Source organism: Agathobacter ruminis (assembly GCF_002735305.1).
GTDB lineage: Bacteria > Bacillota > Clostridia > Lachnospirales > Lachnospiraceae > Roseburia > Roseburia ruminis.
The window spans coordinates 19,015-40,427 of the sequence record NZ_PDYG01000012.1 but is presented as its reverse complement, the minus strand read 5'-3'; the positions used below and the strand labels follow the sequence as shown (position 1 = coordinate 40,427).

At 43.5% G+C, this 21,413-nt stretch carries 19 protein-coding genes and 2 tRNA genes; 4 read left to right on the top strand and 17 right to left on the bottom strand.

The features are described from left to right. Nucleotides 1–9: 9 nt before the first annotated feature. From CSX02_RS03645 to CSX02_RS03630, 4 genes are read right to left on the bottom strand one after another with little or no spacing between them, the layout of a single operon-like run. Complete coding sequence (locus tag CSX02_RS03645) at nt 10–321, bottom strand: L7Ae/L30e/S12e/Gadd45 family ribosomal protein (RefSeq protein WP_242970407.1); 312 nt, start codon at nt 319–321, stop codon at nt 10–12. Beyond that, complete coding sequence (rnpM, locus tag CSX02_RS03640; protein ID WP_099385673.1) at nt 314–583, bottom strand: RNase P modulator RnpM; 270 nt, start codon at nt 581–583, stop codon at nt 314–316. The genes CSX02_RS03645 and rnpM overlap by 8 nt, the downstream gene beginning before the upstream one ends. A 13-nt stretch (nt 584–596) precedes the next feature. After that, nucleotides 597–1,739, bottom strand: a complete 1,143-nt coding sequence (nusA, locus tag CSX02_RS03635) for a transcription termination factor NusA (RefSeq protein WP_031545618.1) — start codon at nt 1,737–1,739, stop codon at nt 597–599. 21 nt (nt 1,740–1,760) lie between these two features. Next, entirely contained in the window at nt 1,761–2,225 is a 465-nt protein-coding gene (locus tag CSX02_RS03630) for a ribosome maturation factor RimP (RefSeq protein ID WP_099385672.1), read from the bottom strand. A gap of 215 nt (nt 2,226–2,440) precedes the next feature. Between CSX02_RS03630 and CSX02_RS03625 the strand changes: the two genes are divergently transcribed. Together CSX02_RS03625 and CSX02_RS03620 are read left to right on the top strand one after the other, a co-directional pair. Beyond that, nucleotides 2,441–2,512 (top strand) — tRNA-Glu (locus CSX02_RS03625). Nucleotides 2,513–2,528: 16 nt separating this feature from the next. Next, nucleotides 2,529–2,600 (top strand) — tRNA-Glu (locus CSX02_RS03620). Between the two features lie 75 nt (nt 2,601–2,675). On the opposite strand, the gene galE is transcribed toward CSX02_RS03620, so the two are convergent. After that, complete coding sequence (galE, locus tag CSX02_RS03615; protein ID WP_099385671.1) at nt 2,676–3,692, bottom strand: UDP-glucose 4-epimerase GalE; 1,017 nt, start codon at nt 3,690–3,692, stop codon at nt 2,676–2,678. Between the two features lie 157 nt (nt 3,693–3,849). Here galE and CSX02_RS03610 point away from each other — a divergent pair, with 157 nt between their 5' ends. Further along, nucleotides 3,850–4,695 (top strand): AraC family transcriptional regulator, encoded by an 846-nt coding sequence (locus CSX02_RS03610; protein WP_099385689.1) that lies wholly within the window; start codon nt 3,850–3,852, stop codon nt 4,693–4,695. 53 nt (nt 4,696–4,748) lie between these two features. On the opposite strand, the gene rplT is transcribed toward CSX02_RS03610, so the two are convergent. The 6 genes from rplT to pheA form a co-directional block, all read right to left on the bottom strand. Next, entirely contained in the window at nt 4,749–5,105 is a 357-nt protein-coding gene (gene rplT / locus CSX02_RS03605; protein WP_099385670.1) for a 50S ribosomal protein L20, read from the bottom strand. Nucleotides 5,106–5,128: 23 nt separating this feature from the next. After that, complete coding sequence (rpmI, locus tag CSX02_RS03600) at nt 5,129–5,326, bottom strand: 50S ribosomal protein L35 (RefSeq protein ID WP_031545631.1); 198 nt, start codon at nt 5,324–5,326, stop codon at nt 5,129–5,131. A gap of 21 nt (nt 5,327–5,347) precedes the next feature. After that, a complete protein-coding gene (gene infC, locus CSX02_RS03595; RefSeq protein WP_031545633.1) occupies nt 5,348–5,842 on the bottom strand; it encodes a translation initiation factor IF-3 in 495 nt (164 codons plus the stop codon). A gap of 216 nt (nt 5,843–6,058) precedes the next feature. Next, on the bottom strand, nt 6,059–8,173 hold the full coding sequence (locus tag CSX02_RS03590; protein ID WP_031545635.1) for an RNA degradosome polyphosphate kinase: 2,115 nt from the start codon (nt 8,171–8,173) through the stop codon (nt 6,059–6,061). Nucleotides 8,174–8,190: 17 nt separating this feature from the next. Then, a complete protein-coding gene (locus tag CSX02_RS03585; RefSeq protein ID WP_099385669.1) occupies nt 8,191–9,696 on the bottom strand; it encodes a Ppx/GppA phosphatase family protein in 1,506 nt (501 codons plus the stop codon). 19 nt (nt 9,697–9,715) lie between these two features. Next, nucleotides 9,716–10,846 (bottom strand): prephenate dehydratase, encoded by a 1,131-nt coding sequence (pheA, locus tag CSX02_RS03580; RefSeq protein WP_099385668.1) that lies wholly within the window; start codon nt 10,844–10,846, stop codon nt 9,716–9,718. A gap of 116 nt (nt 10,847–10,962) precedes the next feature. Here pheA and CSX02_RS03575 point away from each other — a divergent pair, with 116 nt between their 5' ends. Continuing rightward, on the top strand, nt 10,963–11,982 hold the full coding sequence (locus CSX02_RS03575) for a DUF5050 domain-containing protein (RefSeq protein ID WP_242970406.1): 1,020 nt from the start codon (nt 10,963–10,965) through the stop codon (nt 11,980–11,982). Between the two features lie 62 nt (nt 11,983–12,044). Here CSX02_RS03575 and CSX02_RS03570 read toward each other — a convergent pair whose 3' ends face one another. From CSX02_RS03570 to CSX02_RS03545, 6 genes are read right to left on the bottom strand one after another with little or no spacing between them, the layout of a single operon-like run. Continuing rightward, nucleotides 12,045–16,529 (bottom strand): PolC-type DNA polymerase III, encoded by a 4,485-nt coding sequence (locus tag CSX02_RS03570; protein ID WP_099385667.1) that lies wholly within the window; start codon nt 16,527–16,529, stop codon nt 12,045–12,047. Further along, a complete protein-coding gene (gene ispG / locus CSX02_RS03565; RefSeq protein ID WP_099385666.1) occupies nt 16,522–17,577 on the bottom strand; it encodes a flavodoxin-dependent (E)-4-hydroxy-3-methylbut-2-enyl-diphosphate synthase in 1,056 nt (351 codons plus the stop codon). Before ispG ends, CSX02_RS03570 begins: the two co-directional genes overlap by 8 nt. Before the next feature lie 20 nt (nt 17,578–17,597). Next, nucleotides 17,598–18,632: an RIP metalloprotease RseP gene (gene rseP / locus CSX02_RS03560; RefSeq protein ID WP_099385688.1), complete on the bottom strand. Its 1,035-nt coding sequence runs from the start codon at nt 18,630–18,632 to the stop codon at nt 17,598–17,600. 11 nt (nt 18,633–18,643) lie between these two features. Continuing rightward, on the bottom strand, nt 18,644–19,786 hold the full coding sequence (locus tag CSX02_RS03555) for a 1-deoxy-D-xylulose-5-phosphate reductoisomerase (protein ID WP_099385665.1): 1,143 nt from the start codon (nt 19,784–19,786) through the stop codon (nt 18,644–18,646). A 27-nt stretch (nt 19,787–19,813) separates the two neighbouring features. Further along, nucleotides 19,814–20,635, bottom strand: a complete 822-nt coding sequence (locus CSX02_RS03550; protein ID WP_099385664.1) for a phosphatidate cytidylyltransferase — start codon at nt 20,633–20,635, stop codon at nt 19,814–19,816. A gap of 21 nt (nt 20,636–20,656) precedes the next feature. Next, nucleotides 20,657–21,370: an isoprenyl transferase gene (locus CSX02_RS03545; protein ID WP_099385663.1), complete on the bottom strand. Its 714-nt coding sequence runs from the start codon at nt 21,368–21,370 to the stop codon at nt 20,657–20,659. Nucleotides 21,371–21,413 lie beyond the last annotated feature (43 nt).

Here is a 21,413-nt window from a genome sequence, read left to right as displayed (position 1 = left end):
CTCCATTATTCAGTTTTGTCCGTGTTTCAGTTTTTTCTCTACCGCTTTGGCAAAATTCTCATCATTGATGGAGACGGACGCACGAAATTCTTTTCCGATTGCATGACCGAGACTTTCTTTGTCTCCGTAAATATAAAACGGAACTTCATAAAATTCTGTCATGTCGGAAAAATTCTTTTTGGTATTATCCGATGCATCTGTCGCTACCATCACCAAATAGGATTTCCCTTTTTTTACCGATTGTTCGGTAGAGAACTCTCCGCTGGCGACATTTCCGGATTTCGCTGCCAGACCGAGCATCGACAATATCTGATCAGTCATTTTGCATCATCTCCTTTGTTAATGCCTCTACGATTTCCGGCGGAATTGAAACTTTTAAGGAACGCTCTAATCCTTTTGATTTGATTGCCAGCTGCAGACATGCCGGATCATTGCAGAGATAGGCGCCTCTGCCGTTCTGTCTTCCGGTCTTGTCCAGCAAAATCCCACCTTCGTTGGTTTTAATGACACGAATGAGCTCTTTTTTCGGTTTCATTTCCTTACATCCCACACAGACGCGTGTCGGAATCTTTTTGTTCGCCATATATTACCTCGATTTATTCTTCTTCAGAAACATTCTCTTCTACGAATTCATTCTCGTCTTCGTAATATTCTTCATCCTCATCATAGTACTCATTCTCATAATCAAGGATATCTCCTGCTTCACGAGCCTGAGTCTCGCTCTTGATATCAATCTTGTATCCGGTCAGACGTGCTGCAAGGCGCGCATTCTGTCCTTCCTTTCCGATTGCAAGGGACAGCTGATAATCCGGAACAACAACCTTTGCAGACTTTTCATCTGCATCAGCGATTACGGAAATAACCTTTGCCGGTGAAAGTGCATTCTGAATCAGGATTGCCGGATTCTCATCCCAGGTGATGATATCAATCTTTTCGCCGCGCAGTTCATGTACAATGGCATTGACACGGGCACCGTTCATTCCGACACATGCGCCTACCGGATCGACATCAGGATCATTTGACCATACTGCAATTTTGGTACGGCTTCCTGCTTCACGGGAAATTGCTTTAATCTCTACAATGCCGTCCTTCACTTCTGTCACTTCCGACTCAAACAGACGCTTTACAAGTTCCGGATGGGTTCTGGAAACCAGAATCTTTGCACCCTTTGTTGTATTCTTAACTTCTACAATATAAACCTTGATTCTCTCGGTCGGGGTATAGGTTTCTCCCTTGATCTGCTCGTTCTCAGTCAAAAGAGCATCTGCCTTTCCAAGATTGATGCTGACATTCTTGCCGACATATCTCTGTACAATACCGGTAATAACATCTTTTTCTTTTGTAATATACTCATCGTATACAATCTTGCGTTCTTCTTCGCGAATCTTCTGTAAGATAACATTCTTTGCATTCTGTGTAGCGATGCGTCCGAATTCTTTTGACATAATTTCAACAGGCACCACATCTCCAATCTGATATTTGCCATCGATTGCCTGTGCCTTTTCCAATGAAATCTGCTCTGCAGGTACTTCTACCTCATCCACAACCGTCTTGTCCAGATAGCAATGATATTCGCAGGTATCCGGATCAATGGTTACACGAACATTCTCGGAAGTTCCGAAGTGATTCTTGCAAGCTGTGATAAGTGAATTTTCAATCGCTTCAAGCAATGTTGCTTTGCTGATGTTCTTCTCCTGTTCTAAGACATTTAATGCCTCTAATAATTCTGAATTAGCCATTTTGTTTTCTCCTCCTATGTGCTAAAAGTCAATTGCCTGACGAATCAAGGCGATTTCATTCTTAAAAAAAGTCTTATCTTCATCACCAATCGTTATGGTAACAGAATTTTCATCATATTCCTTCAAGGTTCCGGTAAATTCTTTGCAGTGGTCAATCGCCTTATAAGTGCGGATTTCCACATCTTTGCCCATGTTGCGAACATAATCGCGTTCTTTTTTCAGCGGGCGACCCAATCCCGGAGAGCTTACTTCAAAGATATACGCTTCCGGAATAAAATCTTCTTTCTCCAAAAGCGGATCCATAGCTCTTGAAACAATTTCGCAATCGTCTACGGTGATACCACCTTCTTTGTCAATATAGAGACGAAGGTAATAATTACCGGCTTCTTTTACAAACTCGGCATCCACCAATTCGAAATGATTCTCTTCGAGAATCGGTGTGACGAGCTGTTCTGCCTTTGCTGCATAATCTGCTGCTTTTGACATTCATGCACCTCTTTTCAATTGTCTTTTTCTAATCGCTATAACATAAATTGAGAGAGGACCGAACGCCCTCTCTCAATCAAGTCACATCATTTACTCAAATAATATACCATGAAAGTTCAGTAAAATCAAGGTATTTCCATTTGAAAGCAAAATTTTTTTCACTTTTTCTAAAAAAACACTTGCCAAAACACGTTTCTCATGATAAATTAATACACGGTTCGTTGGTCAAGCGGTTAAGACGCCGCCCTCTCACGGCGGAAACACGGGTTCGATTCCCGTACGGACTGCTTCTTAAATTAATATGGTTCCTTGGTCAAGCGGTTAAGACGTCGCCCTCTCACGGCGAAAACAGGGGTTCGATTCCCCTAGGAACTGCTACTGTATAATCGAATACAGCCCAACCCGAAAAAAGACATCGCATATGCGATGTCTTTTTTTATTCTTCTTTTCTTAATCATCATATCCGTTCGGATTGTTCTTCTGCCAATTCCATGAATCACGGCACATTTCAAGAATTCCGAATTGTGCTTCCCATCCAAGCTCAGTCTTTGCACGGCTCGGATCACAATAACAGGTTGCGATATCGCCAGGTCTGCGTGGCTTGATGCTGTATGGAATCTTGACATCATTTGCTTTTTCAAAATTCTTTACGATATCAAGTACGGAATAACCATGTCCGGTACCGAGGTTGTAAATCTTAAGGCCGGCATGTTCTTCAATCTTCTTAAGCGCTTTCACATGTCCAAGCGCAAGATCAACTACATGGATGTAATCTCTAACACCGGTTCCATCCGGAGTATCATAATCATCACCGAAGATTCCAAGCTCTTTTAACTTGCCTACAGCAACCTGTGTGATGTAAGGCATTAAGTTGTTTGGAATACCGTTTGGATTCTCTCCCATCTTTCCTGATGGATGCGCTCCGATTGGATTGAAGTAGCGAAGCAAAATCACATTCCACTCATTGTCTGCCTTTTGCATATCGGAAAGGATCTGCTCGAGCATGGACTTGGTCCATCCATACGGATTGGTGCACTGTCCCTTCGGGCAGTTCTCTGTGATCGGAATCTCTGCAGGATCGCCATATACGGTTGCAGATGATGAGAAAATAATATTCTTGCATCCGTTCTGTCTCATGACATCAACCAGTGTCAATGTGCCGGCAATATTATTATTATAATATTCCCACGGTTTTGCGACAGACTCTCCGACAGCTTTTAATCCAGCAAAATGGATACAGCTGTCGATTTTCTCTTTTGCAAAGATTTCATTTAAAATATCGCGGTCTAAAATATCTCCTTTATAAAAAGTAACCTTCTTTCCGGAAAGTTCTTCCACTCTGTCCAGCGATTTTTCCGATGCATTGGAAAGATTGTCCAATACCACCACATCGTATCCGGCATTTAACAATTCCACACAGGTATGACTTCCGATATATCCGGCTCCGCCAGTTACCAATATTGCCATATCTTCTTACCTCCATTTGTTCAAACAGTTTTCTTAACTTCCTATCCATCATAATTCTTTTGCAGAATAATGTACAGATAAAAATGTATGAAAAACATGTAAAAATGTTGCATCAAAATGATTGAATTTTGCACTTGAACCATTTAAAATTGATGATATGAAAGCTTCAAAATACTCTTATAAAGCAACCATGCAGGGACTTGCTTCCCTGTCTGTCACAAATGTAGGATGGGAAAAAACCGCTCCGAATCATAAATGGGGCCCCGGCATCCGCGATCATTATCTGATTCATTATATCATCGCAGGAAAGGGCAACTACCGTTTTTCAGACCATAAAACCCAACAGCTTTCCGCCGGCGATGCCTTTCTCATCTATCCCAATACGGAAATTTCATATCAGGCTGACGCAGACGAACCATGGGAATATGTATGGGTTGGCTTCACAGGAAGTGATGCGATGACAGTTTTGTCCGCGACCGACTTCTGTCCCGATGTGCCTTTTTTGAAAAATATTCCCTATGGGGACCGTGTGCAGCATGAAATCAAGCATCTTTATCACGCCTGCGGGAATCAATTCTCCCATGCAGTGGAAATGGCCGGCAGACTGTATACGCTTCTTTCTGTCTTCATGCAGGGTGCAACCAAAGTTCATTCAACCGATTCTGCTTCCGGCAATGTCCAAAAGGCAGTGGAATATATTAACTGCAATTATGCTTATCCGATTACGGTGGAAAACATTGCTTCCTATGTCGGCATCAGTCGAAGCCAGTTATTCCGGTCATTCCGGGATCAGGACATGCTCTCGCCCAAGGAATATCTGAGCGATTATCGTATCAGGCAGGCTTGTCATCTGCTCGAAGATACCGGCCTGTCCATCACCGCAATTGCCAATTCGGTCGGCTTTGATAACAGCTTATATTTTTCAAAAGTCTTTCACCATGCCAAAGGCATGTCCCCTACCCAATACCGAAAACGCCATCAGATACACGGTTTTGATACATAAAAAAAGTGATTCCCAAACGGGAATCACTTTTTTAGATTCATCATTTATTACAATTAAGCAATTTTGCTCTTTGCAACATCTACAAGCTTTGCAAATCCTTCTACATCAGATACAGCCATATCAGCAAGTACCTTTCTGTTTAAGTCGATGTTTGCAAGCTTTAAGCCGTGCATAAACTGGCTGTAAGAAAGTCCGTTTAATCTTGAAGCTGCGTTGATACGAGCGATCCAGAGACGACGGAACTGTCTCTTTCTCTCTTTACGTCCTGCATAAGAACTTGTTAAGGCTCTCATGACAGACTGCTTAGCTACACGATACTGCTTAGAACGAGCGCCTCTGTAACCCTTTGCTAACTTTAATGTTCTATTATGTCTTTTCTTAGCGTTTAATCCGCCTTTTACTCTTGCCATTGTTTTCCTCCTTAACCTCTATCTTACGCGTATGGTAAAATCTTCTTCATATTCTTAACATTTGTTGAATCAGTCATAGCCGGCTTTCTGAGAGTTCTCTTAAGCTTGGTAGACTTCTTGGTTAAGATATGACGTTTGTAAGCCTTATTTCTCTTTAATTTTCCAGATCCTGTAATCTTGAATCTCTTTGCAGCTGCTCTGCTTGTCTTCTGCTTTGGCATTTTGTGTTCCTCCTTAAAATGTTATTTTTTCTCTGCCAGTACCATTCCGATAGATCTTCCTTCGACCTTCGGTGCTTTCTCCACTACCGCAACATCAGAAAGTTGCTCGGCAAGATCATCTAAGATGTGCTTGCTTTGGTTCATGTGAGCCATTTCTCTTCCACGGAAACGCAAAGTAATCTTTACACGATTTCCCTTGGATAAGAACTTTCTGGCAGCGTTTATCTTGGTATTTAAATCATTAGTGTCAATATTCGGAGAAAGTCGAATTTCCTTTAATTCAACTGTCTTTTGTTTTTTCTTCGCATCTTTTTCCTTGCGAACCTGCTCATACTTGAATTTACCGTAATCGATAATCTTGCAAACAGGTGGCTTTGCATTCGGAGCAATCTTAACCAGATCAAGATTTGCCTCGTCTGCCATTTTCATTGCTTCTTTTACGGAAAAGACTCCTAATTGCTCTCCGTTTGCCCCAATGAGTCGCACTTCCTTGTCACGGATCTGCTCATTAATCATGTAATCGCTAATGGCTTTATACCTCCAAAATAAAAAAATTAGTGGATAGGCAGACTATCCACTAACATTTCTAACATCAAAATCATTATGTTAAAAATATAAACGCTAAGTCGCCCGATTGCGCTTAGGTGAGAGTGGATACTCTACTTGTTTTTCTAACAACTATGACACTATAACATATCGATTGCACAATGTCAACCTATTGTCCGCAAAATTTTATACCGGCTCCGCAGGAATAAAGATTCGCTCCTGACTTGCTTCCACGGCAGGAACCGCTTCTTTTGCTTCTTTGACAAATTCCAACTGTGAGTTTACATGAACTTTGCCTCTTCTGTCAACCTTTTCATAATTGCCATCTGCATCCAGAAGATGTGCCTTTTCCGTATCCGCCAGTTCAAGCTGTAAAATATGAATGGCACGCTCTTTCAGCGAATCTTCCAGCAACGGGAATACGATTTCCACGCGGCGGTCAAGATTACGCGGCATCCAGTCCGCACTTCCCATATAAACTTCCGGATCTCCGCCATTCTCAAAATAAAAGATACGGCTGTGTTCGAGAAAGTTGCCGACGATTGAACGCACGGTAATATTTTCACTGACACCCTCAATGCCTACTCGCAGGCAGCAAATGCCTCTGACAATCAGATCAATTTTCACACCGGCCGCACTCGCATGATACAGTGCTTCGATAATTTTCGGATCGCAAAGCGAATTCATCTTTGCGATAATGCGCGCCTCTCCACCGTTTTTTGCATTTTTTTCTTCCCGCTCAATCATGGCAAGGAAGCGGTCTTTCATCCAGTACGGTGCCAGAATCAGTTCATTCCAATGCTTTGGCTCGCTGTATCCGGACAACATATTAAAGACTGCAGTCGCATCTTCTCCATAGGATTCTTTGCAGGTAAAAATGCCGCAATCCGTATATAATTTTGCGGTGGAATCATTATAATTGCCAGTTGCAAGATGTACATAGCGGCGAATTCCCTCTTCTTCCTTTCGCACAACCAATGCGATCTTGCTATGCGTCTTCAATCCAACCAGACCATAAATGACATGGCATCCTGCTTTCTCGAGCATCTTTGCCCAGACAATATTATTTTCCTCATCGAATCTGGCTTTTAATTCTACCAGCACGGTAACCTGCTTGCCGTTTTCTGCGGCTTTAGCAAGAGACGCAATGATCGGCGAATTGCCGCTGACACGATATAAGGTCTGCTTAATCGCAAGGACATCCGGATCCACTGCAGCCTGACGGATAAAATCAACAACAGGATCAAATGTCTCATACGGATGATGTAAAAAGATATCTCCACGGCGAATGGCCTCAAAAATATTGCTTCCCGGTTCAATCTCCGGAACTCTCTGCGGAACAGTTTTTTTGTAGCGCAGATTATCATATCCGTCGAGTCCCGCGATTTTCATTGTAAATGTCAAATCAAGCGGTCCATTGATGAAAAAGATATCCTCATCCGCAACCTTTAATTCATGCTTCAAAAATTTTAACAGTTTCCTGTCTACACGCTCTTCCACTTCCAGACGAATCACTTCTCCCCATTGGCGCATCTTCAATTTGTTTTCGATTTCTTTTAACAAATCGGATGCTTCTTCCTCATCAATGGTCAGATCTGCATTACGCATGATACGATATGGATGTGCACACAGAATCGTATAATTGGAGAACAGTTTGTCGAGGTTCTTTTCAATCACTTCTTCAAGCAAAATAAAAGTTCGAAGATTCTCAGGCGAAGGCACTTCCACCAGGCGCGGCAGTCCCCCCGGCACTTGAACGGTTGCGAATACACGCTCCTTGTCTTTTTCATCCTTCTTGCTTTGCAACAGCGCACCGATGTTCAATGATTTGTTACGAATCAAAGGGAACGGACGGGATGCATCCACGGCCATCGGTGTCAGAACCGGATAAATATTGTCCATAAAATAGCAATCCACAAAATCACTTTGATCCTGCGTCAGTTTCTCATAGGAATCGACAATGATAATGCCTTCTTTCTGCAGCAGCGGAATCAGAGAACGATTGTAGGTGCTGTATTGTACTTCCACCAAATCACGCGTATCTTTATTGATTGCCGCAAGCTGCTCGGATGCAGTCATTCCGGCGATATCACGCTTTTTGTAGCCGGCGTGCACCATATCTTTTAAAGAGGCTACACGGACCATGAAAAACTCATCGAGATTCGATGACGTGATACTGATAAATTTCAGGCGCTCCAATAGCGGAATATTTTTGTCTTTTGCTTCCGCAAGTACGCGCCGGTCAAATTTAATCCAGCTCAATTCACGATTTTCATAATATTTCGGATTGGTAAAATCCATATCCCTGCCCCCTTTCATCAGCTGCGAAGACGATATACCCGTTTTTCTTTCAAAACAGGTTTAATTGAAAATACGTCCTCAAAATATTGCGTCTTATTGGCAAACAGTGCACGCTCCAAAGTCAGATCCTCCGAAGCTTCTACCGTAATCAGTAATTCACGGTCCTTTAATATGATGCGCGAACTGTCGAATTTTTGTTTATGACTCTGATCCAGTGCATTCGCCACACGCAAAATTGCAGATAATTTTGCAAATACAATATAGCTTTCTTCATCCACCGGATCCGGCAGCTCGTCAATTTTCATCAACGGTAAGGTATTAAACAAAACCGTATAGGCCACAATGCTTCTCTCACGATGTGTCAGTCCGATAATTTCCGACTCCATAATAATATTATAAGCGCTGATGGAGCCGTTGGAAATGCTGACATACTTGCCCACGTCATGCAGCAGGGTCGCAACACGAAGCAACAAAAGGTGTCGCTTGTTCAGCCCATGCACTTTTTTCATTGCGGTAAAGATATCTGTTGCCAGACGGTTTAGTGCTTCGATATGCGGGGAATAGCTTTTGAAATGTTCCGCCAGATTGCGCGATGCGGATAGCACATCATCCTCAAAGGAATGATTGACAAGCAGCAGATTTTTGCGTCTTCCGTAATCAAAAGCGATACCGTCACAGATATTGGTTCCCGGCACATAGACCAGCTTGCATCCAAGCGAGGTGGCAAGTGCATGAAACAAAATCAGCGAAGGAACCACAAAAGGATCCTCATAACCGAACTCCGGCTTTTTTAATAATTTTTGCGTCATTTTTGCAAATTTATCTGCCTTGACAATCCGCTGATCCTCTTCTTCCGTGGATAACAGCATATCTCCGTAATCACTGATCAGTATCAGATTACTGACATCCTGCTTGAGATACATTGCACGAAAGACTTCTATCTTTTTGTCGATAAATTCTGCCAGCCCGCGCCGGTAATTGTCCATGGAACAGTCGCTGTTGCGAAGCATATTGCGCAACCTGATGGTTCCCAAATCCATATGCTGAGTGGTAATAATCTCTCCGTTCCGGAATAGCGTAATCTGAATGCCGGATCCGCCGATATCCACAAAAGCCGCATCTTCTACCGCTTCCGCAAAGCGTTCTCTTCCGGCAATTGTTTCATAAGTGATAAAACGGTGTTCCGAATTGCTCAGCACTCTGGCTCTGATGCCTGTGCGAATCTGTATCTGGTCGAGCACAAACAGTTCATTGGATGCATCGCGAATCGCAACTGACATATAGACCTCCGTTGCATTGGCACGATAGCTTTTTGCAATTTCAAGAAATTCCTGCAGGGTGTCACATAACTGTTCTACCGTCTCATATCCAACCGATTCGGTGTGATAGATATCTTTGCCGAGATTGGTGCGCGTGCGCACACAATCAATTTCTTTCATTTTCTTTTTGGCCGTAAACTCAAAAATCTTAAGCGTTAATTCGTATGACCCGATATAAATCGATGCAAAAGTATGAACAGACATGTTTCGACCTCCTCCAAAATTAATATGTGCCAAGGATTTTTAAAAATGATGTCTCCTCTTTCAATCCTCCAAGTGCATTTTGAACCCCTTCATCTTCCAGATTTCCCTCGATATCGATAAAAAACCGGTATTCCCAGTTCTTGTCCGGCTTCGGACGGGACTGGATATTAATCATATTAATATTATTATAAATAAAATGTGACAAAGTGTGATACAAAGATCCGACAGTATGCGGCAATTCCAGGCAAAGTGCAATATGACGCGCATCCTTCTGATAGACAGGATCGGCGGTCACAATCACAAAGCGGGTGCAATTGGTCTGGTTGTCCTGAATGCCTTCTTTGATGACCTTTAATCCGTATAATTCAGCTGTCACAGGGCTTGCTATCGCTGCCTGATGCACTTTTGCGTCCTGCTTGACCTTTTGCGCGGAAACAGCAGTATTTTTCAGGCTGATTTCTTCCCATTCCTTATGTTCTTCGAGATATTTGGAGCATTGCATCAGGGCCTGCGGATGCGAATATACGGTTCGAATCTCCGTCTCATCTGCATTTGCCAGGCCAAGCAGCGCATGATCGATTTTCAAGACCTGCTCGCCGACAATATATGCATCATATTCCGCAAGCAGATCATAATTTTCCGATACGATTCCGGCGGATGAGTTTTCGAGCGGCAACACAGCAAAGTCAGCCTGTTTCCGACGGATTGCCTCCATCGCATCACGCCAGGTCTCCACATGAAAACTGTCATGCTGCTCTGAGAAAAACTGTTGCATGGCCTGCTGGCTGTATGCTCCTTCCACACCCTGAAAAACAACCGTCGGCTTTTTTTCGACCAGACGGTCTACTTTTGTAAAATCAGGTTTTTCGAGCATGCCTTCCGCGCCCAGCAACTGATATTGTTTCTTTCGGCTGACAGACATAATCTGCTCAAACAATTCCCAGATTCCATGTCGGATAAATTCATTGGAAGCCTTCGAAGACAAAGTCTTCAGCTTTTCCGATTCACGCTCTTTGTCAAATACTTTTTTCCCGGTTCTGATTTTGTATTGCGCCACCTGTTCGGAAATATGCATACGCTGCTCAAACAGGGAAACAATCTCGTTGTCAATCTGGTCAATCTCGTTTCGAAGTTCCAATAAATCTTTCATTTCTATTCCTTTCAAAAAAACTGTTAATAAGAATATAGCCCAACACGCCTCGAAACTCAATACTTGCCTTGCAAGAAAATCAGGCAATTATTATAATAAAATCAGGAGGAATGATTATGAAAAATAAAAAACTGATTATTATTTTTTGCATAATTCTCGTGCTGGGGCTTACGGCGGCCTGGTTTATCAATCAGCATATGCACCGCGTGATCATGAACACCGGTTATGTCAATGGAAACACACCGGGAAATCTTTACAATGCCGGACTGTTTTGTGAAAGCAACGGCGAAGTCTTTTTCTCCAATCCGGACGATGAAGGCCGGCTTTATGTCATGAATCCGGACGGCACAAACATTCATAAATTGTGTGACGATACCGTAATGTATATTAATGCCGATGATCATTATGTCTATTATGTGCGAAACAATGACCGGACAGACAGTGAATATGCATTCTTCTCCTATAACAACAACAGCTTATGCCGCATGCCGCGAAAAGGCGGAAAGATTTATATTCTCGATCGCGATCCATGTATCTACGCATCGCTGATCGGCAATTACATCTATTATCTGCATTATGATAACAGTGAAGCCACTTCCCTCTATCGTGTGCGGATAGACGGAAAAGAACGCAAGCAGATTCGCAAGCATTATGTCTTTACCTGCAGCACGCTGGGTCAATATTTTTATTACAACGGCAACGAAAATGACGGCAATCTCTATTGCTATGATACTGCAACCGGCATCGAAAGCATGGTATATGAATGTGACTGTTATAAACCGATTGTCAGCAGCGACAGCAATGTCTATTATATGGATGTCACCCGCAACATGGCTTTGGTGCATACCAATACTGCCTTTGATAATCCTGTCATCCTGACAAAGGAAAGCGTGGATTTGTTTAATGTATATGGAAGCTATATTTATTATCAGGTATATGATTCCAAAAATCCGCGATTATGCATGATCAAAAATGATGGCACGGATCAGCAGATTATCGCATTCGGCAATTATAAGCAGATCAATGTGACCAGCCATTATACTTATTTCACGGAATTCAGCACCGGACAGACTTTCTATACCCCGACAGCCAATCCCGGAACACTGTATCCGTTTCATCCGGGCGCAGAAAAATAAATCGGACTGTGAATGGAACAAAAAAAATCCGCATCCTCTGTTTTAGAGGGATGCGGATTATTTTATTGGAAGTCAAATAAGGATAACTGGTTGGATTCCGGAATATTTCCGAGCAATCCCAAATCTCCCAGCAAATCGGTAACCGTCTTTGAAACCTTGGTGCGATCCTTAAAATCATCTTTGGACAAAAACGGGCCATCTTTTGCCGCTTCAGCAATTGCAACAGCCGCAGCATCTCCAAGACCGTCAATGGAATTGATGGATGGCATTAATTTGCCGTCTACGATCTGGAAACGGTTCGGATGCGCCGTATAAATGTCCAGTGGGACAAAGTCGTATCCGCGCGCATACATTTCCTGCACCAGTCTCATATCGGAATAGGTTCCCTGCTCTTTCGGAGACAATTCATCTTTGCGCTTCATGTAATCAGCCATATAGCGCTCAAGCTTTTCTTTGCCCAGGCACATCAATTCATAAGAGAATCCTTTTGCTCGAATTGAAAAATATGCTGCATAATAAGCAAGGGGATAAAATACCTTACAATAGGCAATGCGCCATGCCATCATAACATATGCAGCCGCATGCGCTTTCGGGAACATATACTGGATGCGCTCACAGGACCAGATATACCATTCCGGCACATCATGGGCGCGCATGTCTTCTTTCCACTCTTCCCAGTTGCCGCACTTGCCTCGCGCAACCATTCCTTTTCGGACGGCCTCCATAATTTTGAAAGAGCGCTCCGATTCCAGACCCTTACTGATCAGATAGGTCATAATATCATCACGCGTACAGATTGCTGTCGAAATCGTACAGGTTCCGTTTGCAATCAATTCCTGTGCATTGCCAAGCCATACATCTGTACCATGTGACAAGCCTGCAATTCGAATCAGATCCGAGAATTCCGTCGGTTTGGTATCAATCAACATGCCCATCGCAAAATCTGTACCGAATTCCGGAATTCCGAGTGCCCCCAATTTGGTTCCGCCGATGTCTTCCGGTTTGATGCCCAATGCATCCGTATTCTGGAACAGGGACATCACCGATGCATCATCCAGCGGAATGGTGGTCGGATCGATGCCGGTCAAATCCTGAAGCATACGGATCATGGTCGGATCGTCGTGTCCGAGAATATCCAGTTTCAAAAGGTTATGGTCAATCGAATGGTAATCGAAATGTGTGGTGATAATATCCACCGTCATATCATTCGCCGGATGCTGGATTGGCGTAAATGTATTAATTTCTTCCCCCATCGGCAAAACGATGATACCACCCGGATGCTGTCCCGTCGTACGATGCACACCGACACAGCCCTGTACAATTCGGTCGATCTCACAGGTACGCTTCTTGATGCCGCGTTCCTCATAATAATTTTTGACATAGCCAAATGCTGTTTTGTCAGCCAGGGTACCTACGGTTCCTGCCTTGAAGGTCTGCCCCTCTCCGAAAATAACCTCAGTATATTTGTGTGCTTTTGCCTGATATTCTCCGGAGAAGTTCAGGTCGATATCAGGCTCCTTGTTTCCTTTGAATCCAAGGAATGTCTCAAACGGAATATCAAATCCTTCTTTGCGCATCTTTGTGCCACACTTCGGGCAATTGCAATCCGGCATATCACATCCGGAATGTCCCTCATATTTTTTGACCAGGTCAGAATCAAAATCCGAGAATTTGCATTCCGGATTCGGACAAAGATAATGTGGTTTGAGTGGATTAACTTCCGTGATACCGGACATGGTTGCCACAAATGAGCTTCCTACCGAACCACGGGATCCTACAAGATATCCGTCCTCATTGGATTTCCAAACAAGCTTCTGCGCAATGATATACATTACGGCATATCCGTTGGAAATAATGGAATTCAGCTCACGCTCGAGACGCTCCTGCACGATTTCAGGGAGGGGATCTCCATACATGCTGTGCGCTTTGCGATAACAGATATCGCGCAACATCTGATCGGAATTTTCAATGACCGGCGGACATTTGTCCGGACGCACCGGTTCGATGCGCTCACACATATCTGCAATGCGATTCGGATTGGTAATCACCACCTCTTCTGCTTTGGCACTGCCGAGATACGAAAATTCCTCAAGCATCTCGTCTGTGGTATGAAGATAAAGCGGAGGCTGTTGATCGGCATCCTTAAATCCTTTTCCGGTCATGATAATGCGACGATAGATTTCGTCCTCCGGATTCAGAAAATGCACATCACAGGTAGCCACAACCGGTTTATTGAAGTCCTCTCCGAGTTTTACAATCTTTTTGTTAATATCAATCAGGTCCTGTTCCGATTCCACAATCGGATCGTCACCGCGCAACATAAATCCATTGTTGCCAAGCGGCTGTATTTCCAGATAATCATAGAATTGAACCAGACGAGCAATCTCTTCTTCGGGTCTGCCGCCCAGAATTGCCTGATATAATTCTCCCGCTTCACAAGCGGAACCGATAATCAGTCCATCGCGGTATTTCAGGAATTCACTCTTTGGAACACGCGGCTGGCGATGATAATATTTCACATGCGAATCACTGACCAGACGATACAGATTCGTACGGCCCTGATCGCAGGTTGCCAGTATGATTGCATGATGCGACGGAAGCTTCCAGATATTTTCCACCGAAGACTTCGCCTCTTCATTGATGGCATCCAAATGATCGATTCCACGGTTCTTGAGCATCTCGACAAATTTGACAAAGATTTCCGCCGTACATTCCGCGTCATCCACCGCCCTGTGATGATGATCCAGCGAAACATTTAATGCTTTTGCCACCGTATCGAGTTTAAAACGGTTCAATTGCGGCAACAGGAAACGTGCCATTGCAACCGTATCCACCACAGTTGCACGATAACGGATTCCAAGATTTTCACAATTCTTGTAAACAAAACTCATATCGAAGTCCGCATTGTGTGCAACCATAACCGCATCCCCGCAGAATTCACGGAATTCCGGCAGAATCACATCAATGGTCGGTTCATTCATTACCATATCATCACGGATGGAAGTCAACTGTTCAATTCGAAACGGAATCGGTACCTGCGGATTGACAAATTTGGAAAAACGATCGACAATCTTGCCTCCCACCACTTTTACGGCACCAAATTCAATGATTTTACATTTTTCCGGAGAAAAACCCGTCGTCTCAATATCAAAGACAACATAGGTATCATCGAGACTTTGATTTTTGCTGTTTGTGACAATTCCTTTCATGTCATCAACCAGATATGCCTCAACACCGTAAATCACCTTAAAATCATCATCCGGGCTGACTGCATGATTGGCATCCGGAAAGGCCTGTACATCGCCATGATCGGTAATTGCAATTGCCTTATGCCCCCACTTCTTTGCCTGTTTAATGATATCTTTGACATCACTGACCGCATCCATATCACTCATCTTGGTATGGCAATGCAGCTCAACACGCTTCTCCGGCGCCGTATCCATACGGGAAGAACGAAAATCCACGGATTTCTTAACCCCGATTACATTGCCAAGGGTCAGATCATTGTCATATTTATCAATATTGGCAACCGCTTTCATACGGATAAAATTGCCCGTACCGATTTTTGGCAATACCTCCGGTAAGATTTCATTCTTCAGAAACATCTTGAACAAAATCGTATCTGTAAAATCAGTGATTGCACCAATGACAATGGTTCTCTCATTGCGGATTTCTCTTGTTTCAATCGAAAGCACCTGTCCGTTGACAACAACTTCTCCGATTGGCGCATCAATCTTTTCGATTGCGATACTCTCATCTTCAAAATCAGAACCGTAAATCACATCCGGATTGTCAGACTTTGGCATAGAACCTTTTTCGTATCGTTTGCGGAACTCGCCCTTCTTCTCGAATTTCGGCTTTGCATCCGCCTTGTTTTCCTGCTTTTTTGCAGGAGAACTTTCATTTTCACTATTCTGTGCAGGCTTTGTTTCTTCCTGCTTTCCATTCAAAATTGCATTTCCGGTTGCAGTATTCTTCATAATATTCAATACTTCTTCCCGAATCTGCAGTTCCTGGTTCTTGCGGTATTTGGTCTCCTCCGGCTCACGAAATTGCGTATTGACAATCAAATCCAGCCCACATCTCTCGCATACGACCTTCTCGAGAAATTCAATTACCTCATGGCCCCGGCTGCGTCCTATGATATTATCATCCATCGTAACACAAATGGTTTTATCATCTTCTTCAAAATCAATCTTTGCAGTACGCAGCAAATTATATTCCAGTGTCGAATGCAATTTTAATTCAAATAAAATGCTTTCCCAATATTGATCAAACAATGACTTCGGTGTATATACCGAAGAGAGAGTAAATTTTTCAATAATATGTACGGTTCCGTTTTGGGCCGGAAACATAAAACGACAAATTTTGTCTTCTAGTTTTTTGACAGATTCCTTCGGAATCAAATGATTTGCATGCAAATAAATGCGAATGCGATTACGATCGCGATTCGCACCTATCTTTGTTATTTGCGCATCTTCAAACAATGCCCTTTCGTCCGCGCTCAAATCGAGCTCTGTAAAAACATCAAAAAGGGGTTTAATCATTTGTTTCCTCCCAATGATCAAGTTCATATTTCAGGGAATCCAACAATTCTGCTTCCGGAACCTTTTTATAGATTTCGCCATGCTTTAAAATCAGGCCCTCTCCGATTCCGCCTGCCACGCCAAGATCCGCTGAGCGTGCTTCTCCCGGTCCGTTTACGACACAGCCCATGACAGCAACCTTGATATGATATGGATAATTCTCCACCAGATTTTCAACACGATTAGCCAAGCCAATTAAATCAATCTGCGTACGACCACAGGTTGGACAGGACACCACTTCAATGCCATCTCGGCGCAATCCAAGTGTCCGGAGAATCATCTTTGCGGATTTGATTTCTTCAATCGGATCTCCGGTCAATGAAACACGGATGGTATCTCCGATTCCCTGACTCAGAATCAATCCCAGACCTATTGCGGATTTGATATTGCCGCGCGTCACGGTTCCCGCCTCTGTAATTCCAACATGAAGCGGATAACTGGTCTTCTGTGCAATCAGTTCATGTGCCTTGACGCACATCATCACATCAGATGACTTAATACTGATGACAAGATTGTCATAGCCCAGATCTTCAATGATTGCCACCTGTCCCAGTGCGCTCTCGACAATTGCTTCTGCAGTCACACCATGATATTTCTCAAGCAAATCCTTTTCCAGTGAGCCACTGTTTACACCGACACGAATCGGGATATTGCGTTCTTTTGCTACATCGACAACCGCTTTTACGCGTTCTTTGCTTCCGATATTACCCGGATTAATCCGGATTTTGTCTGCGCCGTTTTCCATTGCGGCAATCGCAAGCTGATAATCGAAATGGATATCTGCAACCAAAGGAATAGAAATCTGCTTCTTAATCTCAGCCAATGCTTTCGCAGCTTCCATGGTCGGACAGGCACAGCGGATTATATCACATCCCGCATCCGTAAGTTGTCTGATCTGGCCTACCGTCGCAACCACATCTTCGGTCTTTGTATTTGTCATCGATTGAATCAAAATCGGATTGCCACCGCCAATCACACGATTTCCAATCTGTATTGCTTTTGTTTTCATCATGATTCCTCCGACCTTATTTACATGAATAATTTGCGAATATCGTTAAACATGACAAGCACCATCAGGCCAAGCAGCAAAACAATTCCCACCAAATGAACGAATCCTTCTTTTTGCGGGTCAATGCGTTTTCGTCTGATTGCTTCAATAATCAAAAACAGCAGTCGACCGCCATCCAATGCCGGAATCGGCAGCAAATTCATCACACCGAGGTTGACAGACAAAAATACAATCCAGACAAACAAAATCTCAATGCCGCCTCTTGCGCCATCGGATTTCACCGCGGATTCATAGGAATCTCCGACTGTGGATACGATGCCGACCGGACCACTCAAATCATTCACGCCGACTTTTCCCGTAAAGAGCATACGAAGGCTCTGGAATGTCAGATAGACATAATAACGGGATTCAAAAAAAGCATGCTTGATATTCGAAATCGCATTGCCATGTGTCATCGTTCCATCAGATGCAAATCCATAAAGATAACGCTGCTCATCTTCCGAGAATTTCGGAGTCAGTGTCGTCTGATATTCTTTTCCGTCATGTTCATAAGTGATGACCGCTTCCTCTCCCTGATGAAACTGGAGATATACCAGCAGGTCATTGTACGAGTCCAGATAAAAATGATTGATCTTGACCAGACGGTCTCCGGATTCAATTCCTGCCTCCTGCGCCGGATATCCGTCCATAACAGAAATATTCGGTAAAAGTGTGCCATTCATACAAACGAGAATATAAGCAAACACAAATGCCATAATAAAATTAAAGAACGGGCCGGCAAATACCACACTGATTCTGGCCCAAACGGATTTGTTCGGGAAAGCACGCGGATTATCCGATGCATCATCCTCTCCCTCCATCATGCAGGCGCCTCCAAACGGAAGCAATTTGATGGAATACTTTGTTTCACCCTTTGTAAAACCAATCAATGTCGGGCCTAAGCCAAGTGAAAATTCATTGACCTGAATTCCATTTGCTTTTGCAAGCAAAAAATGTCCAAGCTCATGAAATAATACAATTGCCGAAAAAACTAAAATTGCAATCAGAATCTTAATAATAATCAAAACTACCACCTGTTATTGATAAATTCATAAGTTAACTGTTCCGTATCAAGAATCTCCTCCAGATTTGGATTCTCAATCTTTGTGACATGCTCCATTGATGCACGAATAATCTCCGCAATCGTCAGATAGGAGATTTTTTCCTGTAAAAACAATGCCACTGCACGCTCATTTGCCGCATTAAATACGGTTGGCATATTGCCGCCTTCGCGCATGGCATCGAGCCCAAGCTGCAGACCTTCAAAGGTTTCATAGTCCGGCTTTTCAAATGTCATCTGTCCAAGTTCAAACAAGTTCAGACGCGCTCCGGAAAGTGGTCTTCGCTGTGGATAATAAAGCGCATATTGAATCGGCAGACGCATATCCGGTGTTCCCAGCTGTGCAATAATAGCGCCATCTTCGTATTCGACTGCGGAATGAATCACACTTTGCGGATGGACCACAACCTCAATTTGATCCGCGTCAACCGAAAAGAGCCAATGCGCTTCCATCACTTCAAGCGCTTTGTTGACTAATGTCGAAGAATCGACAGTGATTTTGCGTCCCATGGACCAGTTCGGATGATTCAGAGCATCCTGCAATGTCACATGCTTCAACTCTTCTTTTGTCTTTCCACGGAAAGGTCCTCCGGAAGCCGTTAGTAATATTTTATTGATTTTTTGATTTTCCTGCCCGTTCAAAGACTGAAAAATCGCACTGTGCTCACTGTCTACCGGAAGAATCGGCACCTGATATTCTTTTGCCAATGGCATAATCAGATGACCTGCTGTAACCAGCGTCTCCTTATTGGCCAGTGCAATCTTTTTGCCGGCCTTGATTGCAGCAATCGTCGGTCGGATTCCAAGCATTCCAACAATGGCAGTTACAACATATTCCGCCGCATCAGCGGTTGCCACACGAATCAGACCGTCGAGTCCGTAGCAGACTTCCGTCTGCAAATCACCGATGCGTGTCCGCAGGTCTGAAGCATCTTTTTCTTCCCAGACAGCAACAAGTGACGGATGATATTTTCGAATTTGTTTTTCAAACAAGCCGATATTATGTCCACAGGACATTGCCACCACATCAATATCGCCCTGTTCTGAAACAATCTCGAGCGTCTGGCTGCCGATGGATCCGGTAGATCCGAGAATCGATATTTTTTTCATAAATCAATCCTTCTTATCCTGATTTGATTAGACAAATAAGAAAGCGAGATAATATATAATCGGTGCCGTAATGATGATACTGTCAAAACGGTCCATAATTCCACCATGTCCCGGAATCAATTTGCCATAATCCTTAATATCATAAAAACGTTTGATTGCGCTGGCACAGAGGTCTCCGATCATAGATACCAGTCCGCCCGCAGCGGCAATCAGAGCCAGAATTACGATCTTGGTTGCATCCAGATTCATCGCAGATGCAAAAATGGTACAGTAGATTGCTGTGATAATGCCGGCACCGAGTACACCGCCAATGCCGCCTTCGATTGTCTTATTCGGGGAAAGCTTCGGTGTCATCTTGTGTTTGCCGCCTTTGCCAAATGTTTTTCCGCTCACATAAGCAAATGTATCACTGCCCCATGCACAAAGATAAATCAAAAAGACCAGATACAATCCGTTTGGAATCTCCGTACGCAAACGATAAACAAAGGAAAGCATTACAGCCACATAAAACATTCCAAAGAATGATGCCATCACCTGAGTGACATCAAATTTCGGATAGCCAAATACAAATACAGCCATCAGAAGGATAAACAATCCGGCAAAAATCATCACGGCAGCATCTCTGCCCGGGATAAAATGCCATAACAGATTCAAATCATAGCAGATTGCAGCAAGATATCCGAACAGGCCAAGCGCGGTTCGCTCAATCTTGAAAACACGATATAATTCATACATTCCAATCAGCGAAATTGCCAATGTGAATCCAAACAAATAATATCCGCCTAAGATTCCAAATGCAACAATGATTGCGACCAAAACAATGCCGCTGAGCAATCTTGTTTTAAACATAAATATTTCTCCTATTGTTTGTTATTTTTCTTCTTCTTTTAATGCGCCAAAGCGTCTGTCTCTGGCATTATATGCTTCAACAGCCTTTTGCAGTTCTTCTTTTGAGAAAGCAGGCCATGGAACATTTGTAAAATAAAATTCACTATATGCAAGCTGCCACAGCAAATAATTGGACAATCGCTGTTCTCCGCTTGTCCGGATCATCAAATCCGGATCCGGCAGATCAAAGGTATCCAGATGTGCTGCAAAGCAGGCTTCATCAATTGCGTCCAATTGCAACTTTCCATCCATGCATTCCTGCGCAATTTTGCGCGTTGCACGTAGCATCTCATCGCGGCTGCCATAATTGATTGCAATTGTCAGGTTCAATCCGGTATTGACGGCTGAGACCCTTTCCACTTCCTGGATGCGCTCTCTGAATTTCGGCTCCAGTCGCGCAATTTCTCCGATCACACGGATTCTCATATTATTTTTATTTGCGGTTTTGATACAGGTCTTCAAATACCCGTCCAGCAATTTCATCAGCGCAGACACTTCCGCATCCGGTCTCTTCCAGTTCTCTGTCGAGAAAGCATAAAGGGTCAGATATTTAATTCCCATATCATGGGCCGCTTTACAAATGGTCTCCACATTTTTGGCACCAACGGTATGTCCGTAGTTACGCGGCATACCTTTTTCTTTTGCCCATCTTCCATTGCCATCTAAAATGATGGCGACATGTTCCGGTATTTTCATATTTTTCTCCAAACAAAATGAGACTTGCCGGCAAGCAAGTCTC

Coding starts and splice junctions, on each gene's coding strand:
- CSX02_RS03645 (WP_242970407.1), bottom strand. CDS start 321: ATGACTGATCAGATATTGTCGATGCTCGGTCTGGCAGCGAAATCCGGA.
- rnpM (WP_099385673.1), bottom strand. CDS start 583: ATGGCGAACAAAAAGATTCCGACACGCGTCTGTGTGGGATGTAAGGAA.
- nusA (WP_031545618.1), bottom strand. CDS start 1,739: ATGGCTAATTCAGAATTATTAGAGGCATTAAATGTCTTAGAACAGGAG.
- CSX02_RS03630 (WP_099385672.1), bottom strand. CDS start 2,225: ATGTCAAAAGCAGCAGATTATGCAGCAAAGGCAGAACAGCTCGTCACA.
- galE (WP_099385671.1), bottom strand. CDS start 3,692: ATGGCAATATTGGTAACTGGCGGAGCCGGATATATCGGAAGTCATACC.
- CSX02_RS03610 (WP_099385689.1), top strand. CDS start 3,850: ATGAAAGCTTCAAAATACTCTTATAAAGCAACCATGCAGGGACTTGCT.
- rplT (WP_099385670.1), bottom strand. CDS start 5,105: ATGGCAAGAGTAAAAGGCGGATTAAACGCTAAGAAAAGACATAATAGA.
- rpmI (WP_031545631.1), bottom strand. CDS start 5,326: ATGCCAAAGCAGAAGACAAGCAGAGCAGCTGCAAAGAGATTCAAGATT.
- infC (WP_031545633.1), bottom strand. CDS start 5,842: ATGATTAATGAGCAGATCCGTGACAAGGAAGTGCGACTCATTGGGGCA.
- CSX02_RS03590 (WP_031545635.1), bottom strand. CDS start 8,173: ATGGATTTTACCAATCCGAAATATTATGAAAATCGTGAATTGAGCTGG.
- CSX02_RS03585 (WP_099385669.1), bottom strand. CDS start 9,696: ATGTCTGTTCATACTTTTGCATCGATTTATATCGGGTCATACGAATTA.
- pheA (WP_099385668.1), bottom strand. CDS start 10,846: ATGAAAGATTTATTGGAACTTCGAAACGAGATTGACCAGATTGACAAC.
- CSX02_RS03575 (WP_242970406.1), top strand. CDS start 10,963: ATGAAAAATAAAAAACTGATTATTATTTTTTGCATAATTCTCGTGCTG.
- CSX02_RS03570 (WP_099385667.1), bottom strand. CDS start 16,529: ATGATTAAACCCCTTTTTGATGTTTTTACAGAGCTCGATTTGAGCGCG.
- ispG (WP_099385666.1), bottom strand. CDS start 17,577: ATGAAAACAAAAGCAATACAGATTGGAAATCGTGTGATTGGCGGTGGC.
- CSX02_RS03555 (WP_099385665.1), bottom strand. CDS start 19,786: ATGAAAAAAATATCGATTCTCGGATCTACCGGATCCATCGGCAGCCAG.
- CSX02_RS03550 (WP_099385664.1), bottom strand. CDS start 20,635: ATGTTTAAAACAAGATTGCTCAGCGGCATTGTTTTGGTCGCAATCATT.
- CSX02_RS03545 (WP_099385663.1), bottom strand. CDS start 21,370: ATGAAAATACCGGAACATGTCGCCATCATTTTAGATGGCAATGGAAGA.